This is a genomic window from Aeromonas sp. FDAARGOS 1414 (assembly GCF_019047065.1).
Lineage (GTDB): Bacteria > Pseudomonadota > Gammaproteobacteria > Enterobacterales > Aeromonadaceae > Aeromonas > Aeromonas veronii_A.
Genome location: NZ_CP077210.1, coordinates 333,559 through 356,877, shown reverse-complemented (window position 1 = coordinate 356,877; position 23,319 = coordinate 333,559). Strand labels below are relative to the sequence as shown.

At 61.0% G+C, this 23,319-nt stretch carries 20 protein-coding genes; 12 read left to right on the top strand and 8 right to left on the bottom strand.

Annotated features, from left to right (window positions below; translation table 11 throughout):
- Nucleotides 1–3: 3 nt before the first annotated feature.
- Nucleotides 4–3,378: an AAA family ATPase gene (locus I6L44_RS01635; RefSeq protein ID WP_216953087.1), complete on the bottom strand. Its 3,375-nt coding sequence runs from the start codon at nucleotides 3,376–3,378 to the stop codon at nucleotides 4–6.
- 214 nt (nucleotides 3,379–3,592) lie between these two features.
- On the opposite strand from I6L44_RS01635, the gene cysZ reads away from it, so the two are divergent.
- Both cysZ and I6L44_RS01625 read left to right on the top strand, forming a co-directional pair.
- A complete protein-coding gene (gene cysZ / locus I6L44_RS01630) occupies nucleotides 3,593–4,357 on the top strand; it encodes a sulfate transporter CysZ (RefSeq protein ID WP_005338455.1) in 765 nt (254 codons plus the stop codon).
- 146 nt (nucleotides 4,358–4,503) lie between these two features.
- On the top strand, nucleotides 4,504–5,118 hold the full coding sequence (locus tag I6L44_RS01625; RefSeq protein WP_005338456.1) for a trimeric intracellular cation channel family protein: 615 nt from the start codon (nucleotides 4,504–4,506) through the stop codon (nucleotides 5,116–5,118).
- A gap of 85 nt (nucleotides 5,119–5,203) precedes the next feature.
- Here I6L44_RS01625 and I6L44_RS01620 read toward each other — a convergent pair whose 3' ends face one another.
- From I6L44_RS01620 to I6L44_RS01605, 4 genes are all read right to left on the bottom strand, one after another.
- Nucleotides 5,204–5,455, bottom strand: a complete 252-nt coding sequence (locus tag I6L44_RS01620; RefSeq protein WP_216953086.1) for a DUF3862 domain-containing protein — start codon at nucleotides 5,453–5,455, stop codon at nucleotides 5,204–5,206.
- Nucleotides 5,456–5,502: 47 nt separating this feature from the next.
- Complete coding sequence (locus tag I6L44_RS01615) at nucleotides 5,503–6,048, bottom strand: DUF882 domain-containing protein (RefSeq protein ID WP_005338458.1); 546 nt, start codon at nucleotides 6,046–6,048, stop codon at nucleotides 5,503–5,505.
- 162 nt (nucleotides 6,049–6,210) lie between these two features.
- Nucleotides 6,211–7,695, bottom strand: coding sequence for a murein L,D-transpeptidase (locus tag I6L44_RS01610; protein WP_216953085.1), 1,485 nt, complete (start codon nucleotides 7,693–7,695; stop codon nucleotides 6,211–6,213).
- A 92-nt stretch (nucleotides 7,696–7,787) separates the two neighbouring features.
- Entirely contained in the window at nucleotides 7,788–8,552 is a 765-nt protein-coding gene (locus I6L44_RS01605) for an ABC transporter substrate-binding protein (RefSeq protein WP_129504524.1), read from the bottom strand.
- Between the two features lie 316 nt (nucleotides 8,553–8,868).
- Here I6L44_RS01605 and I6L44_RS01600 point away from each other — a divergent pair, with 316 nt between their 5' ends.
- The 5 genes from I6L44_RS01600 (at nucleotide 8,869) to I6L44_RS01580 (ending at nucleotide 14,362) form a co-directional block, all read left to right on the top strand.
- Nucleotides 8,869–9,414, top strand: coding sequence for a hypothetical protein (locus I6L44_RS01600; RefSeq protein WP_216953084.1), 546 nt, complete (start codon nucleotides 8,869–8,871; stop codon nucleotides 9,412–9,414).
- Between the two features lie 55 nt (nucleotides 9,415–9,469).
- The gene (locus I6L44_RS01595) at nucleotides 9,470–10,489 is read left to right on the top strand and encodes a glycosyltransferase family 2 protein (RefSeq protein WP_201994862.1); all 1,020 of its coding nucleotides are present in this window, start codon (nucleotides 9,470–9,472) and stop codon (nucleotides 10,487–10,489) included.
- Complete coding sequence (locus tag I6L44_RS01590; protein ID WP_005338463.1) at nucleotides 10,486–10,857, top strand: GtrA family protein; 372 nt, start codon at nucleotides 10,486–10,488, stop codon at nucleotides 10,855–10,857. The genes I6L44_RS01595 and I6L44_RS01590 overlap by 4 nt, the downstream gene beginning before the upstream one ends.
- Nucleotides 10,857–12,023: a hypothetical protein gene (locus I6L44_RS01585; RefSeq protein WP_201994861.1), complete on the top strand. Its 1,167-nt coding sequence runs from the start codon at nucleotides 10,857–10,859 to the stop codon at nucleotides 12,021–12,023. The genes I6L44_RS01590 and I6L44_RS01585 overlap by 1 nt, the downstream gene beginning before the upstream one ends.
- A gap of 227 nt (nucleotides 12,024–12,250) precedes the next feature.
- Nucleotides 12,251–14,362 carry an alpha-amylase gene (locus tag I6L44_RS01580; protein WP_216953083.1) on the top strand — a complete coding sequence of 704 codons (2,112 nt, stop codon included), beginning with the start codon at nucleotides 12,251–12,253 and terminating at the stop codon, nucleotides 14,360–14,362.
- Between the two features lie 68 nt (nucleotides 14,363–14,430).
- Here I6L44_RS01580 and I6L44_RS01575 read toward each other — a convergent pair whose 3' ends face one another.
- Entirely contained in the window at nucleotides 14,431–15,057 is a 627-nt protein-coding gene (locus I6L44_RS01575; protein WP_216953082.1) for a glutathione S-transferase, read from the bottom strand.
- A gap of 171 nt (nucleotides 15,058–15,228) precedes the next feature.
- On the opposite strand from I6L44_RS01575, the gene I6L44_RS01570 reads away from it, so the two are divergent.
- From I6L44_RS01570 to I6L44_RS01555, 4 genes are all read left to right on the top strand, one after another.
- On the top strand, nucleotides 15,229–15,873 hold the full coding sequence (locus tag I6L44_RS01570) for a response regulator transcription factor (protein WP_103422079.1): 645 nt from the start codon (nucleotides 15,229–15,231) through the stop codon (nucleotides 15,871–15,873).
- Between the two features lie 113 nt (nucleotides 15,874–15,986).
- Nucleotides 15,987–16,583 carry a TetR/AcrR family transcriptional regulator gene (locus I6L44_RS01565; protein WP_159158377.1) on the top strand — a complete coding sequence of 199 codons (597 nt, stop codon included), beginning with the start codon at nucleotides 15,987–15,989 and terminating at the stop codon, nucleotides 16,581–16,583.
- Between the two features lie 82 nt (nucleotides 16,584–16,665).
- The gene (locus I6L44_RS01560) at nucleotides 16,666–17,544 is read left to right on the top strand and encodes an alpha/beta hydrolase (RefSeq protein ID WP_216953081.1); all 879 of its coding nucleotides are present in this window, start codon (nucleotides 16,666–16,668) and stop codon (nucleotides 17,542–17,544) included.
- A 111-nt stretch (nucleotides 17,545–17,655) separates the two neighbouring features.
- On the top strand, nucleotides 17,656–18,801 hold the full coding sequence (locus tag I6L44_RS01555; protein ID WP_005338470.1) for a patatin-like phospholipase family protein: 1,146 nt from the start codon (nucleotides 17,656–17,658) through the stop codon (nucleotides 18,799–18,801).
- Between the two features lie 28 nt (nucleotides 18,802–18,829).
- Here I6L44_RS01555 and I6L44_RS01550 read toward each other — a convergent pair whose 3' ends face one another.
- Nucleotides 18,830–20,782 carry a monovalent cation:proton antiporter family protein gene (locus tag I6L44_RS01550; protein ID WP_216953080.1) on the bottom strand — a complete coding sequence of 651 codons (1,953 nt, stop codon included), beginning with the start codon at nucleotides 20,780–20,782 and terminating at the stop codon, nucleotides 18,830–18,832.
- 118 nt (nucleotides 20,783–20,900) lie between these two features.
- Between I6L44_RS01550 and I6L44_RS01545 the strand changes: the two genes are divergently transcribed.
- Entirely contained in the window at nucleotides 20,901–21,803 is a 903-nt protein-coding gene (locus I6L44_RS01545; protein ID WP_216953079.1) for a GGDEF domain-containing protein, read from the top strand.
- A gap of 89 nt (nucleotides 21,804–21,892) precedes the next feature.
- Here the strand turns inward: I6L44_RS01545 and tilS are convergent, their stop codons facing one another.
- Entirely contained in the window at nucleotides 21,893–23,251 is a 1,359-nt protein-coding gene (gene tilS, locus I6L44_RS01540; protein ID WP_216953078.1) for a tRNA lysidine(34) synthetase TilS, read from the bottom strand.
- Nucleotides 23,252–23,319 lie beyond the last annotated feature (68 nt).

Genomic DNA, 23,319 nt, shown 5'->3' with positions numbered 1-23,319 from the left:
TTTCTAGTTTTGCTCAGCCAAAGCGACGGCTTCACCGATATCGACCGACACAATGCGAGAAACCCCGGGCTCTTGCATCGTGACGCCAACCAGCTGCTCAGCCATCTCCATGGAGACCTTATTATGACTGATGTAAACGAACTGTACTGTGCTCGACATCTCTTTGACAAGAGAACAGAAGCGACCGACGTTCACTTCATCGAGCGGTGCATCCACCTCATCCAGCAGACAAAAAGGTGCTGGGTTGAGTCTGAAGATGGCAAAAACCAGCGCAAGCGCGGTTAACGCCTTCTCCCCCCCGGAAAGCAGGGCAATGGTAGCATTCTTCTTACCCGGAGGTCTCGCCATGATGCTCACTCCGGCCTCCAAAAGATCATCGGAGGTAAGCTCAAGCCAGGCACTGCCCCCACCGAACACTTTTGGAAACAGGGATTTTAAATCTTCGTTGACCTTATCGAAAGTGTCCCGGAACCGTATTTGTGTCTCTTTATCAATTCTTTTAATGGCTTGGCTCAAGGTTTCCAGCGCTTGCTCGAGATCCTGACACTGATTTTCGAGGTAGGTTGCCCGGGTTTTCGCCTCTTCGTACTCCTCCAGTGCCGCCAGGTTGATGGCGCCGAGCGCCTCCACTTGCGCCTCCAGCGTCTGGATCTCCTGCCGCAGCTTGCTGCGATCAGCAGCGATCAACACCGCCTGATCGAGATCTACCAGTCGAACCCCCAACTCTTCGAACTGCTCGTGCAGCCCCTGTCGACGGGTGAGGTTACGTTCGCGCTCAAGGCGCAGGGTTGCCAGCTTCTCCTGCAACGTCACTAGCTGCTTGTGATCGGCACTTCTGGCCTGCTCCAGCTCACCGAGCTGGCGCTCCAGCTCCGCAAGCCGTTGATGGCAGGCGAGCTGCTGCGCCTCCAGATTGCGCTGCTCGGCCAGCAGGGGCGCCAGATCCGGCACTGCCTCGCTATCCGGCCCTTTCAGCCCGGCCAGCTCCAGCCCGAGCCTCGCTAGCTCCTCTTCACCCAGGGTAATGAGTTGGCGCAGATTGCCCAGCTCCAGTTGCAAACGCTGGCAGGCCGCTTGCTGCTGCTCGCGGCGCACACGGGCCTCGTCAACCGCCCGCTCGCAGCGGGTCAGCTGATCCTGAGCGACCTGCACCCCTTGCGTCAGCGGCTCCCCCTGCTCTTGCAACTCGGCAAGGCGTGCCTCATCGAGTTCCAGTTGTTCACGGGCGCTGGCCAGTCGCTCTGCCTCTTCGGCCTGCACCTGATCGAGCCGACTCAGCTCTTCGCCAAGCTGACCGAGCCGCAGCAACCGCTCCTGCCGCTGACCCTGTTGCAGGCTCCAGGCTTCGCGCAGTTGTTGCCATTTCTGCTCTTGCTCGCGCAAGGTTCGCTGCGACAACTCCTGCGCACAGGCAAGCTGGGCGCGCCGGGCATCGGCAGCCACAAGTTGCTCGCTCAGCTGTGCCAGCCCCGCGGCAACCCTCTCCTGCTCGGTATGCAACCGCTCACGCTCCCCCAGCAGTGCCATGGTGCCGAGCGCCGCGCCCTGCCCCAGATCTGCCCAGTTTGGCCCCAGCCAGTCGCCAGCAGGAGTCAGTACCGACTCACCGGCCGCCAGACTTGGCTGGCGGGCCAATGCGGCCTCCCGGCTCTCGACCAGCCAGATGGCATTGAGGAAGGCGGGAATGTGCTCGCCGCCCAGTTGCGCCGCCAGCGTACCGGCAACCGCCGGTTGCGCCGGGCCAATCCAGAGCCCCTCTTGCATCAGATCGCACTCGTCCGCCGGCGTTGCGGTGAGCCAGCGACCCAGCACCTTGTCGAGCACCTGTGCCCACTCGGGGGCAACCTGCAGTCGATCCGCCAGGGTCGCCCCCTCCATCTGCTCGCCGAGGATCTGATCCAGCGTCGCCAGCCGCGCCTCCAACTCCCGTTGCAGGCTCAACTGCTGGCCATGCTGCTGCTTGAGTTGTTCATGGGCGTCGACCGCCTGCGCCAGCTGCTCGGTCAGCTCACCATTGGCCGCCCGCGTCAGCTCCAGCTCACCACTCAGGGCATCGAGGGCCGGTTGCAGGTCATCGGCCTCTGCGCCGAGGGGGCCCGCGCGTTCATCTTCCAGCTTGAGGCGCGCCAGCCGGGTCTTGGCTTGCAGTTCCTGCAGGCCACCCAACCGGGTACGGGTCTGATTGAGCTGCCCCTGCAACCCGGCCAACTGTTGCTGCCACTGCAGCTGGCGCAGGCGGGCCTGCTCCAGCCCCTCGCTAGCCTGCTGGCGGGCCTCCTGCTGCTCGGTGAGCAACTGCTCACACTGCTCCAGCCGGGCGCTCTCCTGCTCGGCGCGCAACACCCCTTCGGTCAGTTGATCCTGCTGGCTGGCAAGCTGAGCCTTGCGGGTGGCGATCCGCTCGCCCAGCGCCTCTGCACGGGCCTGCCAGTCGCGCCCCAGTTCACTCTGGTGCAATTGCTGTTGTTCGAGACGGGCGATGGCCTGCCCGCCGAGAAAAATCTGTTGCTGACGGCTCGCCTGCTCGGCTTGCGCCTCTTGTCTGGCGACCGACAGGGTGACATGGCGCCCCTCATCGGCGGTGCGTTTGGCATCGAGCGCCGCCAGCGCCTGCTCGGCCTGCGCCAGTTCGGTTTTGGCCTCGCCAAGGCGCGTCTCGAGCGCCCACAACTCGGAGCCAATCAGCTCGGCGCGAGCGGCACGCGAACGACTCTTGAGCTGTTTGTAGCGCTCGGCGGTCTCGGCCTGGGCTTTGAGGTGCTCAAGGCGAGAGCCCAGCTCGCCGCGAATATCGCCGAGGCGCTCCAGGTTCTCCTGGGTGTGGCGAATGCGCTGCTCGGTCTCGCGGCGCCGCTCCTTGTAGCGGGAAACCCCGGCGGCCTCTTCCATAAAGAGCTTGAGATCGGCCGGACGCGACTCCACCAGTCGGCTGACGGTGCCCTGCTCGATGATGGCGTAGCTGCGGGGGCCAAGACCGGTGCCGAGGAAGAGGTCGGTTACATCCTTGCGGCGGCACTTCTGGCCGTTGATCTGATAGTGGTTGGAGCCGTCGCGCAGCACTTCGCGGCGCACCGAGATCTCGGTAAAGCGGCCGAACTCGCCGGGCACCCGGTTATGGGGATTGTCGAACACCAGCTCGACCGAGGCGCGCCCGTGTGCACTGCGATTGATAGAGCCGTTGAAGATGACATCGGTCATGTTCTCGCCGCGAAGATGGCGGGCGGAGCTCTCTCCCAGTACCCAGCGCACCGCGTCGATGACGTTGGATTTGCCACAGCCATTGGGGCCCACCACGGCGGTCATGTCTGCCGACAGTTCGATGCGGGTCGGCTCGACGAACGACTTGAAGCCGGCGAGTTTGATCAGTTTCAGACGCATGGCGACCTGTATCAGTGGCTAAATAAAGAGGAGGCGGGCAGGTGACTTTACCAAATCCAGACCCGGCTTTGTTTGTAATATGCAGGCATCATCCCCATTCAATGCCCGATTTTCAGTCGCCACGGCACGAAATAAGGAATAGTCGGCGACTTTACCAAATCAAAGGCTTGTTTGTAATATGCTGGCAGTTCTCCCATGCATAGATGGAGCTCACATGAGCCAATCACCCCATATGGTCAAAGATTCAATCAGCGGTGCAGACTATTTCCTGCGCGGGTTTTCCCTCATTCGCCAACCGGGCATCCGCACCTTTGTGCTGATCCCCCTGCTGGTCAACTTCGTGCTGTTTGCCGGGGCCTTCTATGCCCTGCTGCTGCAACTGGACGGCCTGTTCGCCTGGCTCCATCAGCAGATCCCCGCCTGGCTCGACTGGCTGGACTATCTGCTGTGGCCCATCGCCCTCATCACCATACTGGTGGTCTTCTCCTTTATCTTCAGCTCGGTTGCCAACTGGGTAGCCGCCCCCTTCAACGGTTTGCTGGCGGAGAAGGTGGAACAGATCCTCACCGGTCAGCCCGCCAATGACAGCGGCATGCTGGATATCGTCAAGGATGTGCCACGCACCTTCGGCCGCGAATGGACCAAGCTGAAGTATTACCTGCCCAAGGCCATTGGCTGCCTGATCCTGTTTCTGATCCCGGTGGTGGGCCAGACCCTGGCGCCTGTGCTCTGGTTCCTGTTCAGCGCCTGGATGATGGCGATCCAGTATGTGGATTATCCGTTCGACAACCACAAGATCGACTTCATCACCATGCGTGACGCCTTGAAGCAACGCCGTGGCAAGTGCCTCAGCTTCGGCGCTCTGGTGACCCTCTTCTCCGCCATTCCGGTGGTGAACCTCTTCGTGATGCCGGTCGCCATCTGTGGCGCCACCGCCATGTGGGTCGATCACTACCGGCAGGAGCAGTTGGGGCGCTAACCCTTGAACATTGATTAGAAAAAGGCACCCGAAACGGTGCCTTTTTCGCATTTAGCATGAATTAAATTAATGCATGCATTCGATAGCTTGTCCCATATGACACGAGTTGGTAGGATTCTGGCCTTTCTCGTTCCCTGGGATATCTCATGTTACATGCACTCTTCTTGGTGGGCCTGGTGGCCGAAGGGATGACCGGCGCGCTGGCCGCGGGTCGGCGACGGATGGATCTGTTTGGTGTGGTGATCATCGCCTCGGCGACGGCCATCGGTGGTGGCACCATTCGCGATGTGCTGCTCGGCCACTATCCGCTGCTCTGGATTGAACATCCGGAATACGTGCTGCTGGTTGCCGCAGCTGCGATGGCGGGTGTGGTCTCTGCCCCCCTGATGCGCTACCTCGGCAAGCTGTTCATGGCCCTTGATGCCCTGGGACTGGTGGTCTTCTCCATCTTCGGTGCGGCCCGGGCGCTGGATATGGGCCACGGTGCCGGAATTGCCTGCATCATGGCGGTGGTGACAGGGGTCTTTGGCGGTGTGCTGCGGGATCTGCTCTGTCAGCGCATTCCGCTGGTGTTTCGTCGCGAGCTCTATGCAGCCATTTCGCTGATCACCGCAGCCCTTTACTGTCTGGCGCTGGATCAGGGCTTGCCGACAAACTGGGCCGCGTTCGGTTCCATCGGGATCGGCTTTGTACTGCGGCTGCTGGCGGTACGCTTCAAGTGGGGTCTGCCCACCTTCAACTACCAGTACGCGACCCACTGAGTACGCCAGCTTCTGGCGAAGCGGGTTGGATTGCGAGCAACAAAAAAGCGCCCGAGCGGCGCTTTTTTCATGGACGTTCTGCGACTCAGTTAATCCCTTCCGAGCTGAAGAAGGTCGCCTTGTCGGCGATAAAGCGGATCTTGATGTTCTTCCCTTCCCTACCCCAGAGGCAGCTGGTGGTGCCCAGCGCATCATCACAGCGCTCCGCCTTGCCCAGAATGGTGCTGGCCTCGGCGTAACTCATCCCCATCTTCAACTGGTCGTAATTTTCACGGTTGAGCTTGCTGCAACCGGTCAGCAACAGGGCGATCAGGCCGCCAATCACTATCTTTTTCATCGCTATCTCCTCTCTGGTAGGAAGAGCTTGGCAGTTTGCCAACCCCTTTACCAGCTGCGCACCGGGCCGGTATCGAGGTGAACGAAGTTATCACGGGGATAGTAACCAACCCCACCCACCTTGAGCTGGAGCGCCGCCTTGCGCAGATGGGCCAGCTGTACGCCGGGGATCCGCACATCCACCGCCTGTCCCAGGGTGTGGTAGCTGTGCTTAGCCACGCCACGGCTCTTGTGGCGCTTCTGACGATTGGTGGCCGGGGCGCGATAGCCGGAGATCAGCTGAATTTCACTGCGCCGACCCAGCTTGTGCTGCAACAGAAACAGTTGATCAAACAGCTTCTTGTCGATGTTGAACACTTCATTGCGCCGGTAATCGCGGAAGATGTGGTTGAGCTCGGCCAACCCGTCGCTCAGATAGTGGCCGTTCTCCCAATAGCTGGCGCGCACCCGCTCGCCGGTATTGAGATTGAAGAAACTGAGTTCACGCCCGGTGGTACTGCGGCTGGCCAGTGCAGGGAAGGAGATCAGCGAGCTGCCCAGCAGGCAACCGGCTCCCAACAACAGGCGACGTCGACTTATCTCTTGTTCCAGCATAAGGGGTTCGTCCATCGCAGATTCAAGCGAAAAGGTGAATAAGCTCACTGAGTGAATGTCATACAGGCGCTTGAAACTACCCTCCGGCGGGGGGCCCTGTCAAACCTCAATCGCCCATAGAAAAGCCCGGCACAGGCCGGGCTTTTCACTCTGTGGCAGGGATCACAGCAGGCGGCTCTGGAAGCTGACCCGATCAAATCCGTAGATGTCGTTACGCAATTGCTGGCGACCATTTTCGTCGAGCCAGCTGCTCCAGTAGACGGTAAAGACCGGGATCGGCGTGGTGAGCGGCAACCATTTGGTCTGGCTCTCCTTGAGGATATTGGCCACCTTGTCCGGCTGATAGCGGGAGTCCGCCAACAACAGCTCGGCCAGATCGTCCGCATGTTCCACCCGGATGCAGCCCGAACTGAAGGCGCGCGCCCCCTGTTCGAACAACGCCTTGCGCGGGGTGGAGTGCAGATAGATGGCGTCATTGTTGGGCAGGTAGAACTTGTAGCGCCCCAGAGCATTATGATCCCCCGGCTTTTGCCGCAGGCGATAGGGGAAACCGGCGGCCAGCGCCTGATGCCACCCCTCTTCGGTGAACTGGACCGGATTGCCCTCGCTGTCGATCACCTCGAACTGCTCGCGACTCAGATAGGCGGGATCGCGACCCAGCTTGGGCAGGATGTCCTTGCTCAGGATGGAGCGCGGCACATGCCAGGAGGGGTTGAGCACGATGGAGCGAATTTCGCTGGCCAGAATGGGGGTGGCCCGCTGCTCCTTGCCGACGATGACCCTGCTGGTAAACACCTCGTTGCCGGACTCCACCACGCTCAGACGGTAGTCGGGAATATTGACCAGCACGTAGCGGCCACCGGCGAGTTGATCCACCAGATCGCGACGCCACAGGTTACGCAGCAGCAAGCTGGCGCGCACTTGCGGGCCGGTATTGAGCCAGGAGCGGGTCTGACGACCGATAATGCCGTCCGCGGTGAGACCATGACGACGCTGGAACTGCTTGATGGCCTGCTCGGTATCACCATCGTAAATCTGATCACCATGGCTCGGGGCGCTGTCGCCCAGCTCGTTGAGCATGGCGCGGATTTGGCCGAGCTCGGCGGAGCTCTCTCCGGCACGCAGGGTCGGCATATCGAGGGTCGGCCACTTGCTGGCCATCGGCATTGCCAGCAGTTTGTGCACTTTGGCCCGCACCGCCTCGTATTCCGCCACCTGAGGGCGCAGGGATTTCACCTGGGTGAGCAGGTCATCATCGCTGGGTTGGGTCACTACAGGGCGGTTCAAATCGAGCTTGAGGGTCTTCATCTGCTCGCGCGAGACCAGATCCATCCCCCGCCAGGCGTGCTGGAAACGACTCAGCTTGGCAAAAATGTCGTCATAGATGGCACCACGCTTGTCTGCAGGGGTGGCCTGCAGGCGCTTCCACAGCGTGAAAAAATCGGGATGCAGCTGGGCAAGCACAGCCTCTTGCAACTGCTGCTCCAGCTCGACACGGGCCTGTTCGGCCTGACTGCCCTGATACCAGTCGTGTCCGGTTTCACTGGCCGCCACCACAACTTGTGCTTCGGTCGCATGTACCGCGCCAGCGGGCAAACATCCCAGCCACACCAGATTGGCAAGGGCCAGCCAATACTTCATCCCCATGGGTACCTCAAAACGGTTTGTTCACTCTGTCGGGCCTGACAAGCAGACCCGATACTCAGGCCGCTCATGATGCGTGAACGGCCAATACTTTGCTAGCGCCCGGGGGCATAACGCTGCCAGATAATGTCATACGCATCTGTCTCCTTGAACCGCGCCAACGCCTGATTAAATTGTTGCAAGAACTGCGGCGAAAAGCTGCGCTTGCCCAACATAAAGAAGCTTGGCGATTCAGATACCACCATGGGGTGACTGGTGAACAGACCGCTCATCCCCTCCTTGTTAAGGGCGCTGGGGGTAGCCAGCATGTCACCGAGGAAACCGTCGATCCGGCCGCGGGCCAGCTTCTCAAAATTTTGCTGGTCGCTCACCGCACTCACCTGTTTGGCATAGCGAGCGAGCAGCGACATCACTTCCTCACCATAGAAGTACTCTTTGGTAACGCCGAGAGAGTAACCACTGGCCAGCCAGCTCGTCAGATCCTGTTCGGGATAGTGGCTGCCCTTGCGGATCCACAGCAAGGTGCGCCCCGGGTTGTAGGAGTCGGAAAACCAGGCATAACGGGCGCGCTCATCATTGATATTCGCCTCCATCGCCATGTCTATCTCGCCATGCTCCATTTCGTGCAGTACCCGCTTCCAGGGCAGCTCCACATAGTTGACCTTGCAGTGCATGGAAGTGAGCACAGCCGTCAGCACCTCGGCGGCATAACCGCGCACCTCTTGCGGTGAATCGGCTTCGTAATAATGGTAAGGGGGCCAGTTATCGTAACCGACCTGAATAGGCTCGGGACACAGGGCCCTGGCCAATGCCATTGGCGCCCATAATCCAAGCAACAGACAGCAAGAGATCCACTTCATATGTCATCCTTGACGAATAAGTGAGTCATCATAAATCGCCCCCTGCAAAATGGCGATAGAGGCCAGATGACTATCGCATCCGCTAGAAAATGACGCAGCAAAGCACGTCTATTTGCCAATTGCCCTGCCGGAGCACCATTGGCAACCGGCGCCCCGCCAGACCTGTTTAACCGGGAAACAGCAACGTTTGGAACAGGGGTAAAAAGGGGTTAATATGTGACCAAATATTTTTTTGTGATCCACTATGCTTTTTTTGCAATTGGATTAGCATATGCGCGACATCGGCCTACCCATTCTGTCAGGCATAGAGAGTGATATGACGTACAAAAAGTTCGGTTTTTTGACTGCCATTCTGGCGTTAAGCGGTTTTTATCTTTACACCCTCTATCTGGCTGCTCACCCCAACGTGAGCCTGGCCTACAAACTCTATTATCTGGAAGGCAAAACCCGCTTCTGGGAACACAACTCCAGCATGACCTATCAGCCGGGTAACGAGCTCAATCTGACCAAGCCGAGCCGCTTCCTCTCCAGCGAAGGCTGGGCCAAGAAGCCGAGCGACGAAGGTACCCTGCTCAGCGGTCAGGGCGGTCTCTACTTTGTGCTGCCCAAGCAGGCGGCCAATCCGGATCAGCTGACCGTACAGGCCCGCATCAACAGCCCGGAAGCCGGAGCCCTGTTGAAAGTAGCGCTGGGTCATGACTTCACCACCACGGTGAAACTGGCCAAAGCGGGCATCAACGAAATCCGCCTCAGTCTGCCCGGTGACTCGCTCACGGCAGATCCCAAGCACCCCAATTTTCTGGCGCTCTCGGCACCTACTCCCATCAATGTGCAGTCGGTACGTTTGACCGTGGCCCAGTGATCCTTGCCCCGAATACCATTTTATAAAAACAACTATCCCAAATAAGGACGTTCTTATGTCGCATCCAGATTTTCGACTCTCTCTGGTCGTTCCCGTTTACAACGAGGAAGAGAGCATCGATGCCTTCATCAACGCGATAGACAACGAACTGGCCCCGCTGAAAGACCAGCTTGAAATTGTATTCGTCAACGATGGCAGCCGTGACCGCACCCGTGAAGTGGTCGAGCAGGCCATCGCCCGCGATCCGCGCGTAACCTTGGTCAACCTGGCACGCAACTTCGGTAAAGAAGCGGCCCTGACCGCAGGTCTGCATCAGGCCAAAGGGGATGCCATCGTGCCGATGGACGTGGATCTACAAGATCCTCCTGCCCTGATCCTGGAGTTCGTCAAACTGTGGCAGACCGGTGACTATGACACCGTCTACGGCATCCGCGTCGATCGCAGCGCCGATACCCCGATGAAGCGCCTGACTGCCGGTGGCTTCTACCGCTTCTTCAACGCCCTCTCCACCAGCACCAAGCTGCCGGAGAACGCCGGTGACTTCCGCCTGATCGACCGTCGCGTGGTCGAGGCGATCAAGCTGCTGCCGGAGCGCAACCGCTTTATGAAGGGGCTGTTTGCCTGGGCCGGTTTCCGTGCCGTTGGCGTCCCCTACGAGCGCCCGGCTCGTCACGCCGGTGAAACCAAGTTCAACTACTGGAAACTGTGGAACTTCGCCCTCGACGGTCTGCTCAGCTTCTCCAGCTGGCCGCTGCGGGTCTGGAGCTATGTGGGTGTCAGCGTCTCGCTGGTGGCCTTCCTCTATATCCTGAAAATCATCACTCAGGTGATCTTCTTCGGCATCGACGTGCCCGGTTACGCCTCCCTGATGTCCGTGGTGCTGTTCCTCGGCGGTATCCAGCTGTTGTCACTCGGCATCATCGGCGAGTACATCGGCCGCATGTTCGTGGAAGTGAAACAGCGCCCGGTCTACCTCATTGAAGGGGTCTATGGCCAGTATGCCAAGCAGGATGCGGCCAAACCGCAGAGCACAGAAAGCAATCCGCAAGAGCAGCAGGAGCAGGCGCCTCAATGATCTCCCGCGAGGAATTCTGGCGGCTGGTACGTTTCGGCTTTGTCGGCGGGGGGGCTACCCTCGTCGACCTTGGCACCTCCATCGCACTGTTTCATACCTGGCCCACCATCTCGGAGCACCTGGTTACCACGCTGGCTTTTGCCATCGCATTCTGGTTTTCCTTCTTTGGTCACCGCTACATCACCTTCCAGAAGCAGGGAGCCGCCAGCAAGTTTCTGCTGGTCGCCCTCTTCTCGCTTGCGGTGCGTAACCTGATCCTGAGCGGCCTGCTGTTTGCGGGGCTCTCCGGTCTGCTGCCGGTGGTCATCGCCACCCTGACCGTTACCGTCCTCACTTACGTTCTCTCTCGCGTCTGGGTTTTTGCCTGATGAATGATATGACCAATACTGCCCCGTTAACCGGGGCTGCACTCCCCTATCGCCCGTCACTGCGCATCAGCGGCCGTGACTGGCTGATGATCATCGCCGCCTTCATGCTGAGCCGGGTGGCGCTGTATGGCATGGGTTACTTCGGTGTCCAGCTCTATGGCTCCCCCGACATCGGCCCGCTGCAGGCCTATTGTCAGTTCGACTGCGTCTGGTTCCAGCGCATCATCGAAAACGGCTACGACCTCTACCCGCGCTGGCTGAGCAAGGGCAATGCGGCCAACTGGGCCTTTATGCCGCTCTACCCGATGGTCTCCGGTGCCATCTCCAACCTGTTCAATGTCGAGAGCCTGATCGGCCTCATCATTGTGGCCAACGCCTCCTTCTTCGCCAGCCTGCCGCTGATGCTGCTGGTGCTGCGTCAGCTCAAGCTGGGGGACGATACCGCCCGCTTCGGCGTCTGGCTGCTCGCCTTCTCCCCCTTCTCCGCCTACTTCGTCTCCGGTTATACCGAGTCGACCTTTATGGCACTGATGCTGGGGATGTTCCTGTTCGCCTATCGGGAGCAGTGGCTGATGGTGGCCGTGCTGGGGGTCTGTATCTCCGCCACCCGCAACCTGGGGGTGATGATGGTCTTCCCGGTGCTGATCCTGGCGCTGCAGGCTTACGGCTGGCGGGAATTTTTCCGCTTTACCGAGCGAGCTTTCAAGGTGGTCTTCACCCTCTGGATGATCCCGTTTGGCCTGTTTGCCTACATGGTCTACCTCTATCACCTGACCGGCGATGCCTTCGCCTTCAAACACATTCAGGTGGCATGGGGTCGCTACATGGACAGCCCGCTGGACTGGTGGCTGAGCGGTTTCGAGCTGGGCGGCCGCAAGGCTTACCTCTCTATCATGGTGATCTTCGGCTGGTGCCTGAACGGCTACCTGTTTAGCCAGAAACGCTGGGCCGAAGCGACCCTGATGTTCATCTGCTGCACCATCCCGCTGATGACCGGCCTCAACGCCATGCCACGCTACATGTTCGGGCTCTACCCGACCCTGCTGGCCATCATTCTGCTGACCCATCGCTGGCCTGCCATCCGCCCGGCGGTGCTCTGCATCAGCGGCATGGTGGCCTCCTTCATCGCGGTGGCCTTCGTCAACTTCAAGTTCTTCACCGTCTGATGTGACGACGATGCCTGATACACCAAATGCCGGTCACCTGACCGGCATTTTTTATGGCCGCTATTTTTATCGACAGAGCGTCCCTCCCCTCTCCGTCACACTTTCCTCGGCTTGAAAACGTAACCATTTGAACTGATGTCACAAATCGGCATTTTGCCGATCCAAGGCGCGCTTTGCTGCTCCTAGAATGGGCCCTTGTCCGAACTGCCCTGCTCAAGGAATGGCTTATGCGTCGTGCTCATTACTTATCCCCTCTCTGGCTCGCCCTGCTGGCCGCCCCTCTGTTCACCCAACAGGCGATGGCAGCCCCCGAGGTTCGCCTCTATGTGGATGGTCAACCGGTAGCGGCCCCGATCGCGCTGGACAAGGGCACGGTGGAGCTGACTCATCCCCTTGCCAAGGGGAGCCACCAGATCCGCATCAGCGACGCAGGCAACAGTTGCGGCACCAGCTTTGGCCCGAGCGAGAGCAAGCCGCTCCCCTTCGGTACCGCCCAGCCCATGGACAAATGCAGCAAGGATCAGAGCTTTACCCTTCGGGTGATGCTGGCCGGGGAGTATCAGTTCACCTTCAACCCGGATACTCCCAGCCTCAAGGTGTTGCGGGCAACCAAGAAGAGCGAGTTCAAGCGCCAGCCACCACAAGAGCCCTGCATCAGCTGGGATGGCGGCCCGGTCACGGTGTCGCTCAAAGGGGTCTGGCCCGACGGCACCCGACTGCGGGATGCCTACTCGAAACAGGAGGCGGTGGTCAAACAGGGCAAGCTGACTCTGACCCCGAGCAAAGAGAGCGGCGGCCTGCTGCTGCTCGAACCGGTCAAGGCTGCCAAGCCAGCACCGTTCAGCTGGGATCTGGCGAGCGTCTATTTTCTGCTGACCGATCGTTTCCACAATGGTGACCACGCCAACGACCACAGCTTTGGCCGCCAGAAGGATGGACAGGATGAGGTGGCCACCTGGCACGGCGGCGACTTCAAGGGGCTGACTGAGAAGCTCGACTACATCAAGAGCCTCGGCATGAACGCAATCTGGATCACCCCCATGGTGGAGCAGGTGCACGGCTTTATCGGCGGTGGCGAGCAGGGCAATTTTCCTTTCTACGCCTACCACGGCTACTGGGCGCTCGACTTCACCAAAATCGACCCCAACTACGGTGATGAAGAGAGTCTGAAAACCCTGGTGGATGAGGCCCACAAGCGCGGCATGCGGATCATCCTCGACGTGGTGATGAACCACGCCGGTTATGCCACCCTCGCCGATCTGCAAGATCTGGGGCTCACCGAACTGACCCAGAACAGCGGCAAACTGCCGACCGTCTGGAACCAGTGGCGCCCGAGCGGTGGCCTCAACTGGCATGGCTACAACCAGTTCATCGACTATCAATCACCCGCGTGGAACAAGTGGTGGAGCGGTGACTGGGTGCGCGCCGGTCTGCCCGGCTACCCACAGCCAGGCACCGACGATGTCACCGGCTCGGTGGCGGGGCTGCCGGACTTTCTCACCGAATCGACCAAACCGGTAGGGCTGCCGCCGTTGCTGGCCGCGAAAAAGGATACCCTCGCCAAGGCGCTGCCCGACGCTACCGTGAGTGACTATCTCATCGCCTGGCACACCGACTGGGTGCGCCGCTTTGGCATCGACGGCTTCCGCGCCGACACCGTCAAGCATCTGGAGCCCGAGGTGTGGGCCAAGCTCAAGCAGGCGGGCACCGCTGCGCTCAAGGAGTGGAAGACTAACAACCCGGGCAAGGCCCTCGACGATCTGCCCTTCTACATGGTGGGCGAGGTGTGGGACCACGGGTTGGCCAAGGATTTCTGGTATCAGAACGGTTTCGATTCTCTGATCAACTTCGACTATCAGCGCGAGTTTGCCCTGCCCCAGGCCCAGTGCATGGCCAGCGCCGAGCCCACCTATGCCAGCTACGCCAGCCGCATCAATCAGGATCCCGAGTTCAACGTGTTGAGCTACATCAGCTCCCACGACACCAAGTTGTTCTTTGGCGACTATCAGGATGTGCCGCTACAGCGCCGGGTCGCCAACAGCTTTATGCTGCTGCCGGGCGGTATCCAGCTCTACTACGGCGACGAGTCCGGCCGCGGGCTGGCCAAGGATGGCGGGGTGTTCGATCAGGCGCTGCGCTCGGACATGAACTGGCAGGAGCTGGCCAGCGGAGACAAGGCTGAGCTGGTCAAGCACTGGCAGCAACTGGGCCAGTTCCGCGCCGCCCACCCGGCGGTAGCGGCAGGCAGTCACAAGAAACTGGCCGACAGCCCCTATGCCTTCGTGCGAGAGAAGGGGGAGGACAAGGTGGTTATCGTGTTCGCCGGCCGGCAAAAATAGAGGCGAAGAGGCTGAGACAACAAGAGAGGGGAGCCAGTGGTTCCCCTCTCTTTTGCACGTTTATCAACTTACTGCGTCTGGCGTACAGCCGCCGGCCACTGCAGGCGCGCCTTGACCAACATCTCTTGCCACAGGGGCCAGGCCAGCAGCGCCTGCTGATAGGCTCCGGCCTGACCGGGCAACAGGATGCCGTAGCTGGCCAGTCGATAGGCCATCACCGCATAGAAGGCATCGACAATGCCCGCCTCGCCAAAGTAGAAGGGGCCCTGCGCCTGCGACCAGATCTCCTGCAAACGGGCCAGCTCGCCGACCGCCTCCACCGGGGGATCGATACGGGTTGGCGCCCCAAGAAAGAAGGGGAGCAGAGAACGGATCTGCCGAAATCCTGCATGCAACTCGGCGCAGAGGCTGCGAGCCAGTGCCCGCTCGGCCAGCGAAACAGGATAGAGCTGGCGGTCGGGACAGTGCTCGTGAACATATTCGGCGATGGCCAGCGAGTCGTGAACCCGCACGCCATCGTGTTCGAGCCAGGGCACCAGACCGGCCGGAGCCAGCTGCTTGAGCCGCGCCAGCGACTTGGCATCCTCCAGATCGAACACCTGCTCCTGCCACGTCAGCCCGCTCATGGCGAACACCAGTGCCGCCCGCATCGCCCAGGTGGAGCCGGTGCCCACCGCCAATACCAAGGATCCCATCTGTTGCCTCCTGCATGAGTTGCCTGCGACCGGCCTGTCTGCCCTTGATGGCAAAACATCCGATGGTCGCTTCACATTTGCACACCGGCGGGTTTGACCCTCTTGGTGAGCGATGCTAGTTTGATTTTTCAAAACAATCAGTTAGCAACAATGTGAGCCATTAACCGAAATATGGACAGCCAATTTACCATCGTCATCGCAGATGACCACCCCCTGTTTCGGGGCGCCCTCTACCAAGCGGTGCACATGGCCATCAACGACGCTCAATTGCTGGAGGCGGACTCCATCGACAGCCTGACCAGCCTGCTAGGCGAGCACCCCGAGGTTGACCTGCTGCTGCTCGATCTCAAGATGCCGGGGGCCAATGGCTTCGAAGGACTGGCCCACCTGCGCGGTCAGTATCCCGACCTGCCCATAGTGGTGGTCTCCGCCTCGGAAGATACGGCCATCATCCAGCAGGTGCTGCGGCTCGGGGCGCTCGGCTTTATTCCCAAATCGGTGCCGATGAAGGAGCTGGTCAACGCCCTCAATACGGTGATCGGGGGGGATAACTGGGTGCCGGAAGGCATCTCGCTCCATCCCGAATCGGAAGACGGCCCCGATTTCGCCAGCAAGCTGGCCAGCCTCACTCCCCAGCAGTACAAGGTGCTGATCATGCTGCGCGACGGCAGCCTGAACAAACAGATCGCCTGGGAGCTCAACGTCTCCGAAGCCACCATCAAGGCGCATATCACCGCAATCTTCCGCAAGCTCGGGGTCAAGAACCGCACTCAGGCGGTCATTGCCCTGCAGCAGCTCGATATCAAGGAGAGCTGAGACCCGCGCGCAGCGAGACATTCAAGATGAGGTAGCCAGCCATGCTGGCTATTTATTGCTCGACAATTAGCACGATCGTACTTTATGCTGCCAGCGCCAATGAGGAGAGAGTGATGAGCAAGGGGCGCCTGACCCGGGAAAACATTTTGCAGACTGCCTTTGAGCAGGCGAGCCAGCAAGGGCTGGAGAGCCTCACCATCGGCTCGCTGGCCAGCGCCTGCGAAATGTCCAAAAGCGGCCTGTTTGCCCACTTTCAATCCCGCGACAATCTGCAGATCGCCGTGCTGGAGTACGCCGCCGAAGTGTTTCGGCTGCGGGTGATCCAGCCGGTACGCCAGCAGGAGCACCAGAGCCAGCATGACAAGCTGATCGCCCTGCTACGGGCCTGGCAGGCGTGGAACCACTGCTTCGCCGGTCGCTGCATGTTCCTCGACGCCTGGACCTCGGCGCAGGATGGCCATGAGCAAAAGAGCCTGGTGCAGCAAGCCGCCCGGCAACTGGTGCGCTTCTGGCTCGACTATCTGGCACGTCAGGTGGTGCAGGGTCAGGCTGCAGGCGAGTGGCGACAGGAGATGGATCCCTGGCGCGCCGTTTACCGCCTCTATGGCCTCTATCTGGCGGATCAGGTGTTCAACGATCTCGAACTGTGTCAGGATCCGGCCCGCCACTTCTGGCCCGAAGTGGACGCTCTGCTGAGCAGCTGGCGCTGATGTTTTGGCATCCGTTCAACACGACTTTTTAAAAACCGACAAAAAAGCACGACCGTTCGCACATAAAAACCACAGGATGACCATGAGCAGCAAGATCTACTTCAACACCCGCCGCTTCAGCCCGAGCAAATGGCTGCTGGGGATCGGCACCCGCTTACACCACAGACTCGCCCCCAGCCATGCCAAGCGCACCGCCAGCAAGTTGCTGCTCACCCCCCAGCGCAACCAGCGGGGTGGCCACGAACCAGCCGGTCTGGTGAAGCAGGCCGTCCATACCAGCGAAGGGGTATTGATGAGCTATCGGCTCGGTCAGGGGCCGCAGTGGCTGCTGATGCACGGCTGGTCCGGCAGCGCCAGCCAGTTCTATCCGCTGATGAGCCATATCGCCGCGCAGGGTTTCACCGCCATTGCCTACGATCATCCGGCCCACGGCCAGAGCGCGGGCAACACTGGCCACCTGCCCCGTTTCGTGCGCGCCTTCGACGAGCTGGCGACCAGGCTGGCCAGCGAAGCAGGCCCGCTGCACGGGGTCATCGCCCACAGCATGGGAGGCGCCGTCACTCTCTCCAGCCGTCAGGCGGGTATCGATACCCTGCCGCTGCTGTTGATTTCGCCGGTGCTCGACTATGTGCCCCAGCTCTACGGCATGGTGGCGCGCTCCGGCTACTCCATCCGGTTGTTCGATGCGGTGGTCAAGGAGATTGAGCAGGAGTACCAGCACCCCTTGAGCACGGTCGATCCGCTAGGTCGCCTCGCCAGTCGCAGCGGCGCGGCGATGATCGTGCACGACGAGGAGGACAGGTTTGCCCCGCACGGCGATTCCTTGCGGGCCAGTCAGGATGGTCATACCCGGCTGGTGAGCACTCGGGGTCTTGGCCACGGTCGTATCCTCGCCAGCGCCCCGGTATTCGCCGCCTTCGATCAGCTGGCGCGGCCGGAAAATCCTCACCGCGCCCTTTGACATGGGGCCATGAAAAAACGGGCGAGCGCCCGTTTTTATATTTGATACAGCGCCTTATAGTTAACTTGTCAGTGGGAACATTCTTGTCAGGACACAATAAGGCGCCAGCATATGGCCAGACCCAATACAGCGTTGTTGCTCACCGGTGGCGGTGCTCGCGCCGCCTATCAGGTCGGTGCCCTCAAGGCGATTGCGGAGCTCTACCCGCGCAATCTCGGCATCCCTTTTCCCATCCTGTGTGGCACTTCGGCGGGGGCCATCAATGTCACCGCGCTCGCCTGCTACGCCTCCTGTTTCCATCTGGGGGTACGCAAGCTGGAGTGGGTCTGGCGCCGCTTCGAGACTCACCACATCTTCGATTTTCACCCCGGGCGCCTGCTGTGGCGGTTGATGTACGAGGGGTCGGCGGGGCTGATCAATCCCCACACCAACCACGCCTTTCACCTCTTTGACAACGCGCCGCTGCACCGCCTGCTGGATCAGCTCATCGACTATCACCGCATCGATGACAACATCCTCTACGGCAGTCTGGAGGCGCTGGCCATCACGGCGTCGGATTACGACGACGGCCTATCCACCACCTTCTTTCAGGGGCGGGCCGACCACCATCCGTGGGAGCGGGCCAGACGGCGCGGGGTACGCACCGTGCTTACATCTGAGCATCTGCTCGCCTCCTCGGCGCTCCCCTTCGTCTTTCCGGCCACCCGGATCGGCGAGAAGTTCTACGGCGACGGATCCATCCACCAGCTGAGCCCGCTCAGCCCCGCCATCCATCTGGGGGCGGAGCGGATCCTGCTGATCACCCTGGATCCGCCGGCGCACTCGGCGCCGACCCATCATCACGGCCATCTCACCAGCTCCAATATCGCCAGCCATCTGCTCGATACGGTCTTTACCGACACCCTCAACTCCGATCTGGAGCGGCTGTGGCGCATCAACCAGACTCTGGATCTTATCCCTGAGCGGGAGCGCAATCGCCTCAAGCTGAAACGGGTGGAGACCTGCGTGCTAAAACCGAGTCAGGATCTCGACACCATCGCACTGGCCTACCTGCGCAAACTGCCGCTAAAGTTGCGCCGCCTGTTGCGGGTGCTGGGCGTGAAGGGGGATGAGACCAGCAGTCTGGCCAGCTTTTTGATGTTCTATCCGGGTTATTGCCAACAGCTGATCAAGCTGGGCTATCAGGACACTCTGAGGGAGCAGGAGCGCGTCGTCGCCTTCCTCGATATCGAAGGGCTACCAAAAGAGCGGGAGTAAAGGGGGCGGCCGATGAGTGCAAGGGGACTCAGCGCCCCTCCAGCAAACGCTGCTCCGCCTGCTCCATCGCCACCACGGTACCAAACAGGATCAGCCGATCGCCAGCCGCCAGCACCAGCTCGGGTCTGGGCTCCAGACTCTGATCGCCGCGCTGCACCTCCTTGATCCGCACCTCATCAAGCGGCAGCTCGCGCACTTCACGGCCTACCGCCCACGCCTGATCGTGCAGCAACAGCGGATGGAGGCGTTCAAGCAGCTGATCTGCCTCCAGATTGCTGGCACTCTGATCCCCCCAGTAGAAGCCGTGCAGGAAGCGATACTGACTGCTGCGCTCCAGCTCCATCCGGCGGATCACCCGACCGATGGGGATATCGCAATTGAGCAGCAGGTGGGAGACCAGCATCAGGGCCCCCTCCTGGGATTCGGGGATCACCTCAAACGCCCCCGCCTGCTTGTACTGCTCCAGAAAACTGTCATCCCGGGTACGCACCAGCACTTTGAGATCCCCCGCCAATTCGCGGATCAGTGCCAGCATCGCCTCCACCCGCTTGCGATCATCGAAGGTGATGATCACCAGCCGCGCCCGCAACAACCCGGCGGCCAGCAGAATATCGCGGCGGCTGGCATCGCCGAAGGCCACCTGCTCCCCCGCCAGCTTGGCCTCGCTCACCCGCTCCGGGTCAAGATCGAGGGCCAGAAAGGGGATCTCCTCGATCTTGAGAAAGCGGGCACAGGTCTGCCCGGCCCGGCCAAACCCGGCGATGATGACATGCTGGTTTTTGCTCAGGCCCGACTGGGCGACTTCGGAGCGGGTCAGCAGCGCCGGGTCGGTCAGGCTGCGGGCCAGCGAATGGGCCTGAGTCACCAGCCAGGGGGTCATGGCGATGGAGATGATGCCGATGCCGATCAGCAGGGAGACCAGTTGTTGATCCAGCAAGCCGTGGTGGAGCGCCAGCGCCAGCAGCACGAAGCCAAACTCCCCCACCTGACTGAGCATGATGCCGGCGGCCATGCTGTCGCGCTTGCGCTCCCCCATCAGCCGCCCGGCCAGCAGCACCAGCAGGGATTTGCACAGCACCAGCAACACCACGCAGATCAGCACCTGCCACCATGCCCGCGCCACCAGCTCCCAATCCATGGCCATGCCGATGGTGATAAAAAAGAGCCCCATCAGCACGTCGCGAAAGGGCTTGATGTCTACCTCCAGCTGATGACGGTAGTGGGACTCCCCCAGCATCATCCCCGCCAGAAACGCCCCCAGCGCCATCGACAACCCGAGCGAATGGGTCATGAAAGCAGCGAGCAACGCCACCAGCAGGGCACTCAGCACGAACAACTCGTCGGAGCGGGCTCGCGCCACCTCGTGAAACAGCAGCGGCAGCAACCACTTGCCCACCGCCAGCAGAGTGAAGAGAGCAAACAGCCCCTTGAGGGTGGCCCAGGCGATCTCGGCAGCTAGGGCGCTCCCCTGCACTTCCGGCTGGGCGAGGATCGGGATCATCACCAGCAGGGGCACCACCGCCAGATCCTGAAACAGCAGCACGCTCACCCCCAGCTGGGCGCGGCGGGTATGGAGCTGCTTCTGCTCGCCGAGCTGCTTGATCACCACAGCCGTCGAGGAGAGTGCCAACGTCCCCGCCACCATCAGCGACTGGGCCAGACCCAGCCCCCACCACCAGCCGATGGCGAAAAAGAGCAGTGACGTGAACAGCACCTGCAACATCCCGACCCCCAGCACCAACCGGCGCATCGCCAGCAATTTCGGCAGGGAGAACTCCAGCCCCAGCGAGAACATCAGAAAGACGATCCCCAGCTCGGCAATGGTCTGCATGATCGACTGGCCGGTGATCACCGCCAGCCCGTGGGGGCCGAGCAAGACGCCGGCAATCAGGTAGGCGAGGATCACCGGCAAGCCGAGGCGCCGGAAAGTTGCCACCAGCAGGACGGCGGCGAACAGCAGGATCAACAGGTCGGTGTACAAATTTTCCTCTCCTTTTATCGACTTAAGCTTAGTCAGCCGATCTGGCGGGCAGGAAAGATATATTGGGCATGCCAATTGCAGGGAGGAGACAGTAGTCAGGTGTTACAGGTGGAAGACCATGGAAAATACGTCGTCACTTAATGGCTTTAGCCATGGCATCGAGCAGTGGGTTCGCCAGATGGAGCGGCTCACGCCGTTGCCCAGCATTGAACGCAACCAGTTGCTCGAGCAGTTGTTGGGGCAGAGCGATCTCGGCGGTCTGCTGACAACTTTTGCCGATCGTGCGGCAAGAATTGTCAGGATCCACGGTCTCTACCTCGATTGTGGCCAGCCCCATGTGCTGATCCAGCACCCGCCGCTGGCCACCCTCAACCTGCACAACTATCCGTTCGAACTGCGCGGTCAGCATGGCCAGCTGCTCGGCCAGCTCCACTACGAGCTGGAACATCCGCTGAGCGGCAGCCAGCAACGGGTACTGATGCAATACCATCAGCTGCTCTGCCTGCTGCTGCCCCTCTATCTGCGGCTGGAAAAACTGGATCAGCTGGTCCGGCTCGATCACCTGACCGGCCTTGGCAACCGCTCCTACTTTGACGAGGCCATCGGCCGCGCCATCGAGCAGCACAGCCGCGAGCCACACGGTCTGGTGCTGGTGCTGCTGGATCTCGATCGCTTCAAGCAGATCAATGACACCTGGGGTCATCCGGTGGGGGATCTGGTGCTGAGCCGCTTCGCCCAACTGCTCAAGGGGTGTATCCGCAGCACCGATCAAGCCTTCCGGCTCGGGGGAGATGAATTTGCCCTGCTGCTGCAACCGGCCGAACCCGAGGCATGGCGCCCGGTCTGGCTGCGACTGCAGCATATGTTGATGACCAACAAGGAGCTCAGCACCTTCTCGGTCGGATGCAGCCTTGGCGCCGCCAGCTGGCAATCCGGGGTCGATGTGCCGAGCCTCTACGAGGCGGCCGACAACCACCTCTATGCTCGCAAAAAAGCCGGCTCAGCCGGCCTTATCGAATAATCCCGAACTCTTCTTTGCTCCGGCACATGCACGCCATGTGACCGGAGCTTCTTTTTTTTGGGCTAACTCCCCCTTACACCGAGATCACCTCAAGCAAGATCCTGCTCGGGCAGAACCGGGGCTGTACCGCTTCCCTGCCAGTGGCAGACCAGACCAGTTCCCTCAGCCATAAAGCCGTCGCAGACAAAGAGCCCCACCACCGCCGCCACCTGCTCGCCATAGTAAAGGATGGGGATGCGCCCCCGCTGCCACGAAGGCACGCCATACTCCTGCAGCAGCTTCTTCATCCGCCGACTGCCGCTTCGCCCCACCGGTTTGAGGGGGATCCCGGGCGCCACCTGAAAACGCACCGAGAGCGGCTCATCCGCTCGGGGGGCACGCAGCAGCCCCTCGCCGTGCTCCGCCATGCGCACCACCAGCTCGCCCAACCCGTCCGGCAGGGTCAGCGGCTCACCCACGGTCAGCGGCAATACCTGATGACAGGGTTGCAGGTCAGGGCTCACCAGATAGAGCCGCTCCTGATAACGGCGACAGCTCTGGCGCCCCCAGTTGAGCTGGGGATTGGCATCGCCGCGCGCCAGCGCTACCTCCTGCCACAGCCGGGCAAGCTGCTCACGGGATGGCATCTCGCCCCCCTGCCGGCGGATCCAGTAGCGCAGCAGATTGTTGCGCCGGGTGGGTGAAAGGGCGTGCAGCGGACCGATATGGAGCGCCTCCCCCTCGCCCGCCAGCTGCCAGTCACTCTCGGCCAGCTCATCCAGCAGCGCCTCCTGCTCGGCGCACAGGGCCATGCTGCGCGCTGCGGTCTGGGCCATGGCGGGCCAGCGCGCCTTGAGCTGGGGGATAAGCGTCTGGCGCAAAAAGTTGCGGTCATAACTCACGTCCAGATTGCTCTCATCCTCCACCCAGCCAAAGGGGAGGCTCGCCGCCGCCTCTCCCAGCTCGGCGCGACTCATATCGAGCAGCGGGCGCAGCAACAGGCCGCCGGCAAAGGGCTGGCTTGGCAAGATCCCCGCCAGCCCGCGCAGACCGGCGCCGCGCTTGAGGGCCAGCAGCAGGGTTTCCAGCTGATCGTCCTGATGGTGGGCGGTGAGCAGCCACTCCCCCTCCCGCATCCGGGCAGTCAGCCGCTGGTAACGGGCGGTGCGCGCCTGCGCCTCCAGACTCTCGCCATTGCCACGGGCCAGAGTCACTCGCTCGACCAGCAGCTCCACCGCCAATTGCTGACACACGGCTTCACAATGAGCGACCCACTCATCGGCATGGGGACTGAGGCCGTGGTGCACGTGCAGGGCGCGAAGTGGCAGGCTGTGCTCGCAGGCATACTGCGCCGCCAGCACCAGCAGCAGGGTGGAGTCGAGGCCGCCACTGAAAGCCACCAGCAGACTGGTGGAACCTTCCGGCGCTGGCATAGTCAGACAAAAGCGAGAATAAAGATGAGAAATCATAGGCTTCCCCAAAACGGACCGGCCGATCTTAGCAGAGTCGGGCTTATCAAGCTGCAACCCTGCTGCTA

What these genes read in the sequence shown, in the direction of transcription:
- I6L44_RS01635 (WP_216953087.1), bottom strand. Translation starts at nt 3,378, where the DNA reads ATGCGTCTGAAACTGATCAAACTCGCCGGCTTCAAGTCGTTCGTCGAG.
- cysZ (WP_005338455.1), top strand. Translation starts at nt 3,593, where the DNA reads ATGAGCCAATCACCCCATATGGTCAAAGATTCAATCAGCGGTGCAGAC.
- I6L44_RS01625 (WP_005338456.1), top strand. Translation starts at nt 4,504, where the DNA reads ATGTTACATGCACTCTTCTTGGTGGGCCTGGTGGCCGAAGGGATGACC.
- I6L44_RS01620 (WP_216953086.1), bottom strand. Translation starts at nt 5,455, where the DNA reads ATGAAAAAGATAGTGATTGGCGGCCTGATCGCCCTGTTGCTGACCGGT.
- I6L44_RS01615 (WP_005338458.1), bottom strand. Translation starts at nt 6,048, where the DNA reads ATGCTGGAACAAGAGATAAGTCGACGTCGCCTGTTGTTGGGAGCCGGT.
- I6L44_RS01610 (WP_216953085.1), bottom strand. Translation starts at nt 7,695, where the DNA reads ATGGGGATGAAGTATTGGCTGGCCCTTGCCAATCTGGTGTGGCTGGGA.
- I6L44_RS01605 (WP_129504524.1), bottom strand. Translation starts at nt 8,552, where the DNA reads ATGAAGTGGATCTCTTGCTGTCTGTTGCTTGGATTATGGGCGCCAATG.
- I6L44_RS01600 (WP_216953084.1), top strand. Translation starts at nt 8,869, where the DNA reads ATGACGTACAAAAAGTTCGGTTTTTTGACTGCCATTCTGGCGTTAAGC.
- I6L44_RS01595 (WP_201994862.1), top strand. Translation starts at nt 9,470, where the DNA reads ATGTCGCATCCAGATTTTCGACTCTCTCTGGTCGTTCCCGTTTACAAC.
- I6L44_RS01590 (WP_005338463.1), top strand. Translation starts at nt 10,486, where the DNA reads ATGATCTCCCGCGAGGAATTCTGGCGGCTGGTACGTTTCGGCTTTGTC.
- I6L44_RS01585 (WP_201994861.1), top strand. Translation starts at nt 10,857, where the DNA reads ATGAATGATATGACCAATACTGCCCCGTTAACCGGGGCTGCACTCCCC.
- I6L44_RS01580 (WP_216953083.1), top strand. Translation starts at nt 12,251, where the DNA reads ATGCGTCGTGCTCATTACTTATCCCCTCTCTGGCTCGCCCTGCTGGCC.
- I6L44_RS01575 (WP_216953082.1), bottom strand. Translation starts at nt 15,057, where the DNA reads ATGGGATCCTTGGTATTGGCGGTGGGCACCGGCTCCACCTGGGCGATG.
- I6L44_RS01570 (WP_103422079.1), top strand. Translation starts at nt 15,229, where the DNA reads ATGGACAGCCAATTTACCATCGTCATCGCAGATGACCACCCCCTGTTT.
- I6L44_RS01565 (WP_159158377.1), top strand. Translation starts at nt 15,987, where the DNA reads ATGAGCAAGGGGCGCCTGACCCGGGAAAACATTTTGCAGACTGCCTTT.
- I6L44_RS01560 (WP_216953081.1), top strand. Translation starts at nt 16,666, where the DNA reads ATGAGCAGCAAGATCTACTTCAACACCCGCCGCTTCAGCCCGAGCAAA.
- I6L44_RS01555 (WP_005338470.1), top strand. Translation starts at nt 17,656, where the DNA reads ATGGCCAGACCCAATACAGCGTTGTTGCTCACCGGTGGCGGTGCTCGC.
- I6L44_RS01545 (WP_216953079.1), top strand. Translation starts at nt 20,901, where the DNA reads ATGGAAAATACGTCGTCACTTAATGGCTTTAGCCATGGCATCGAGCAG.
- tilS (WP_216953078.1), bottom strand. Translation starts at nt 23,251, where the DNA reads ATGATTTCTCATCTTTATTCTCGCTTTTGTCTGACTATGCCAGCGCCG.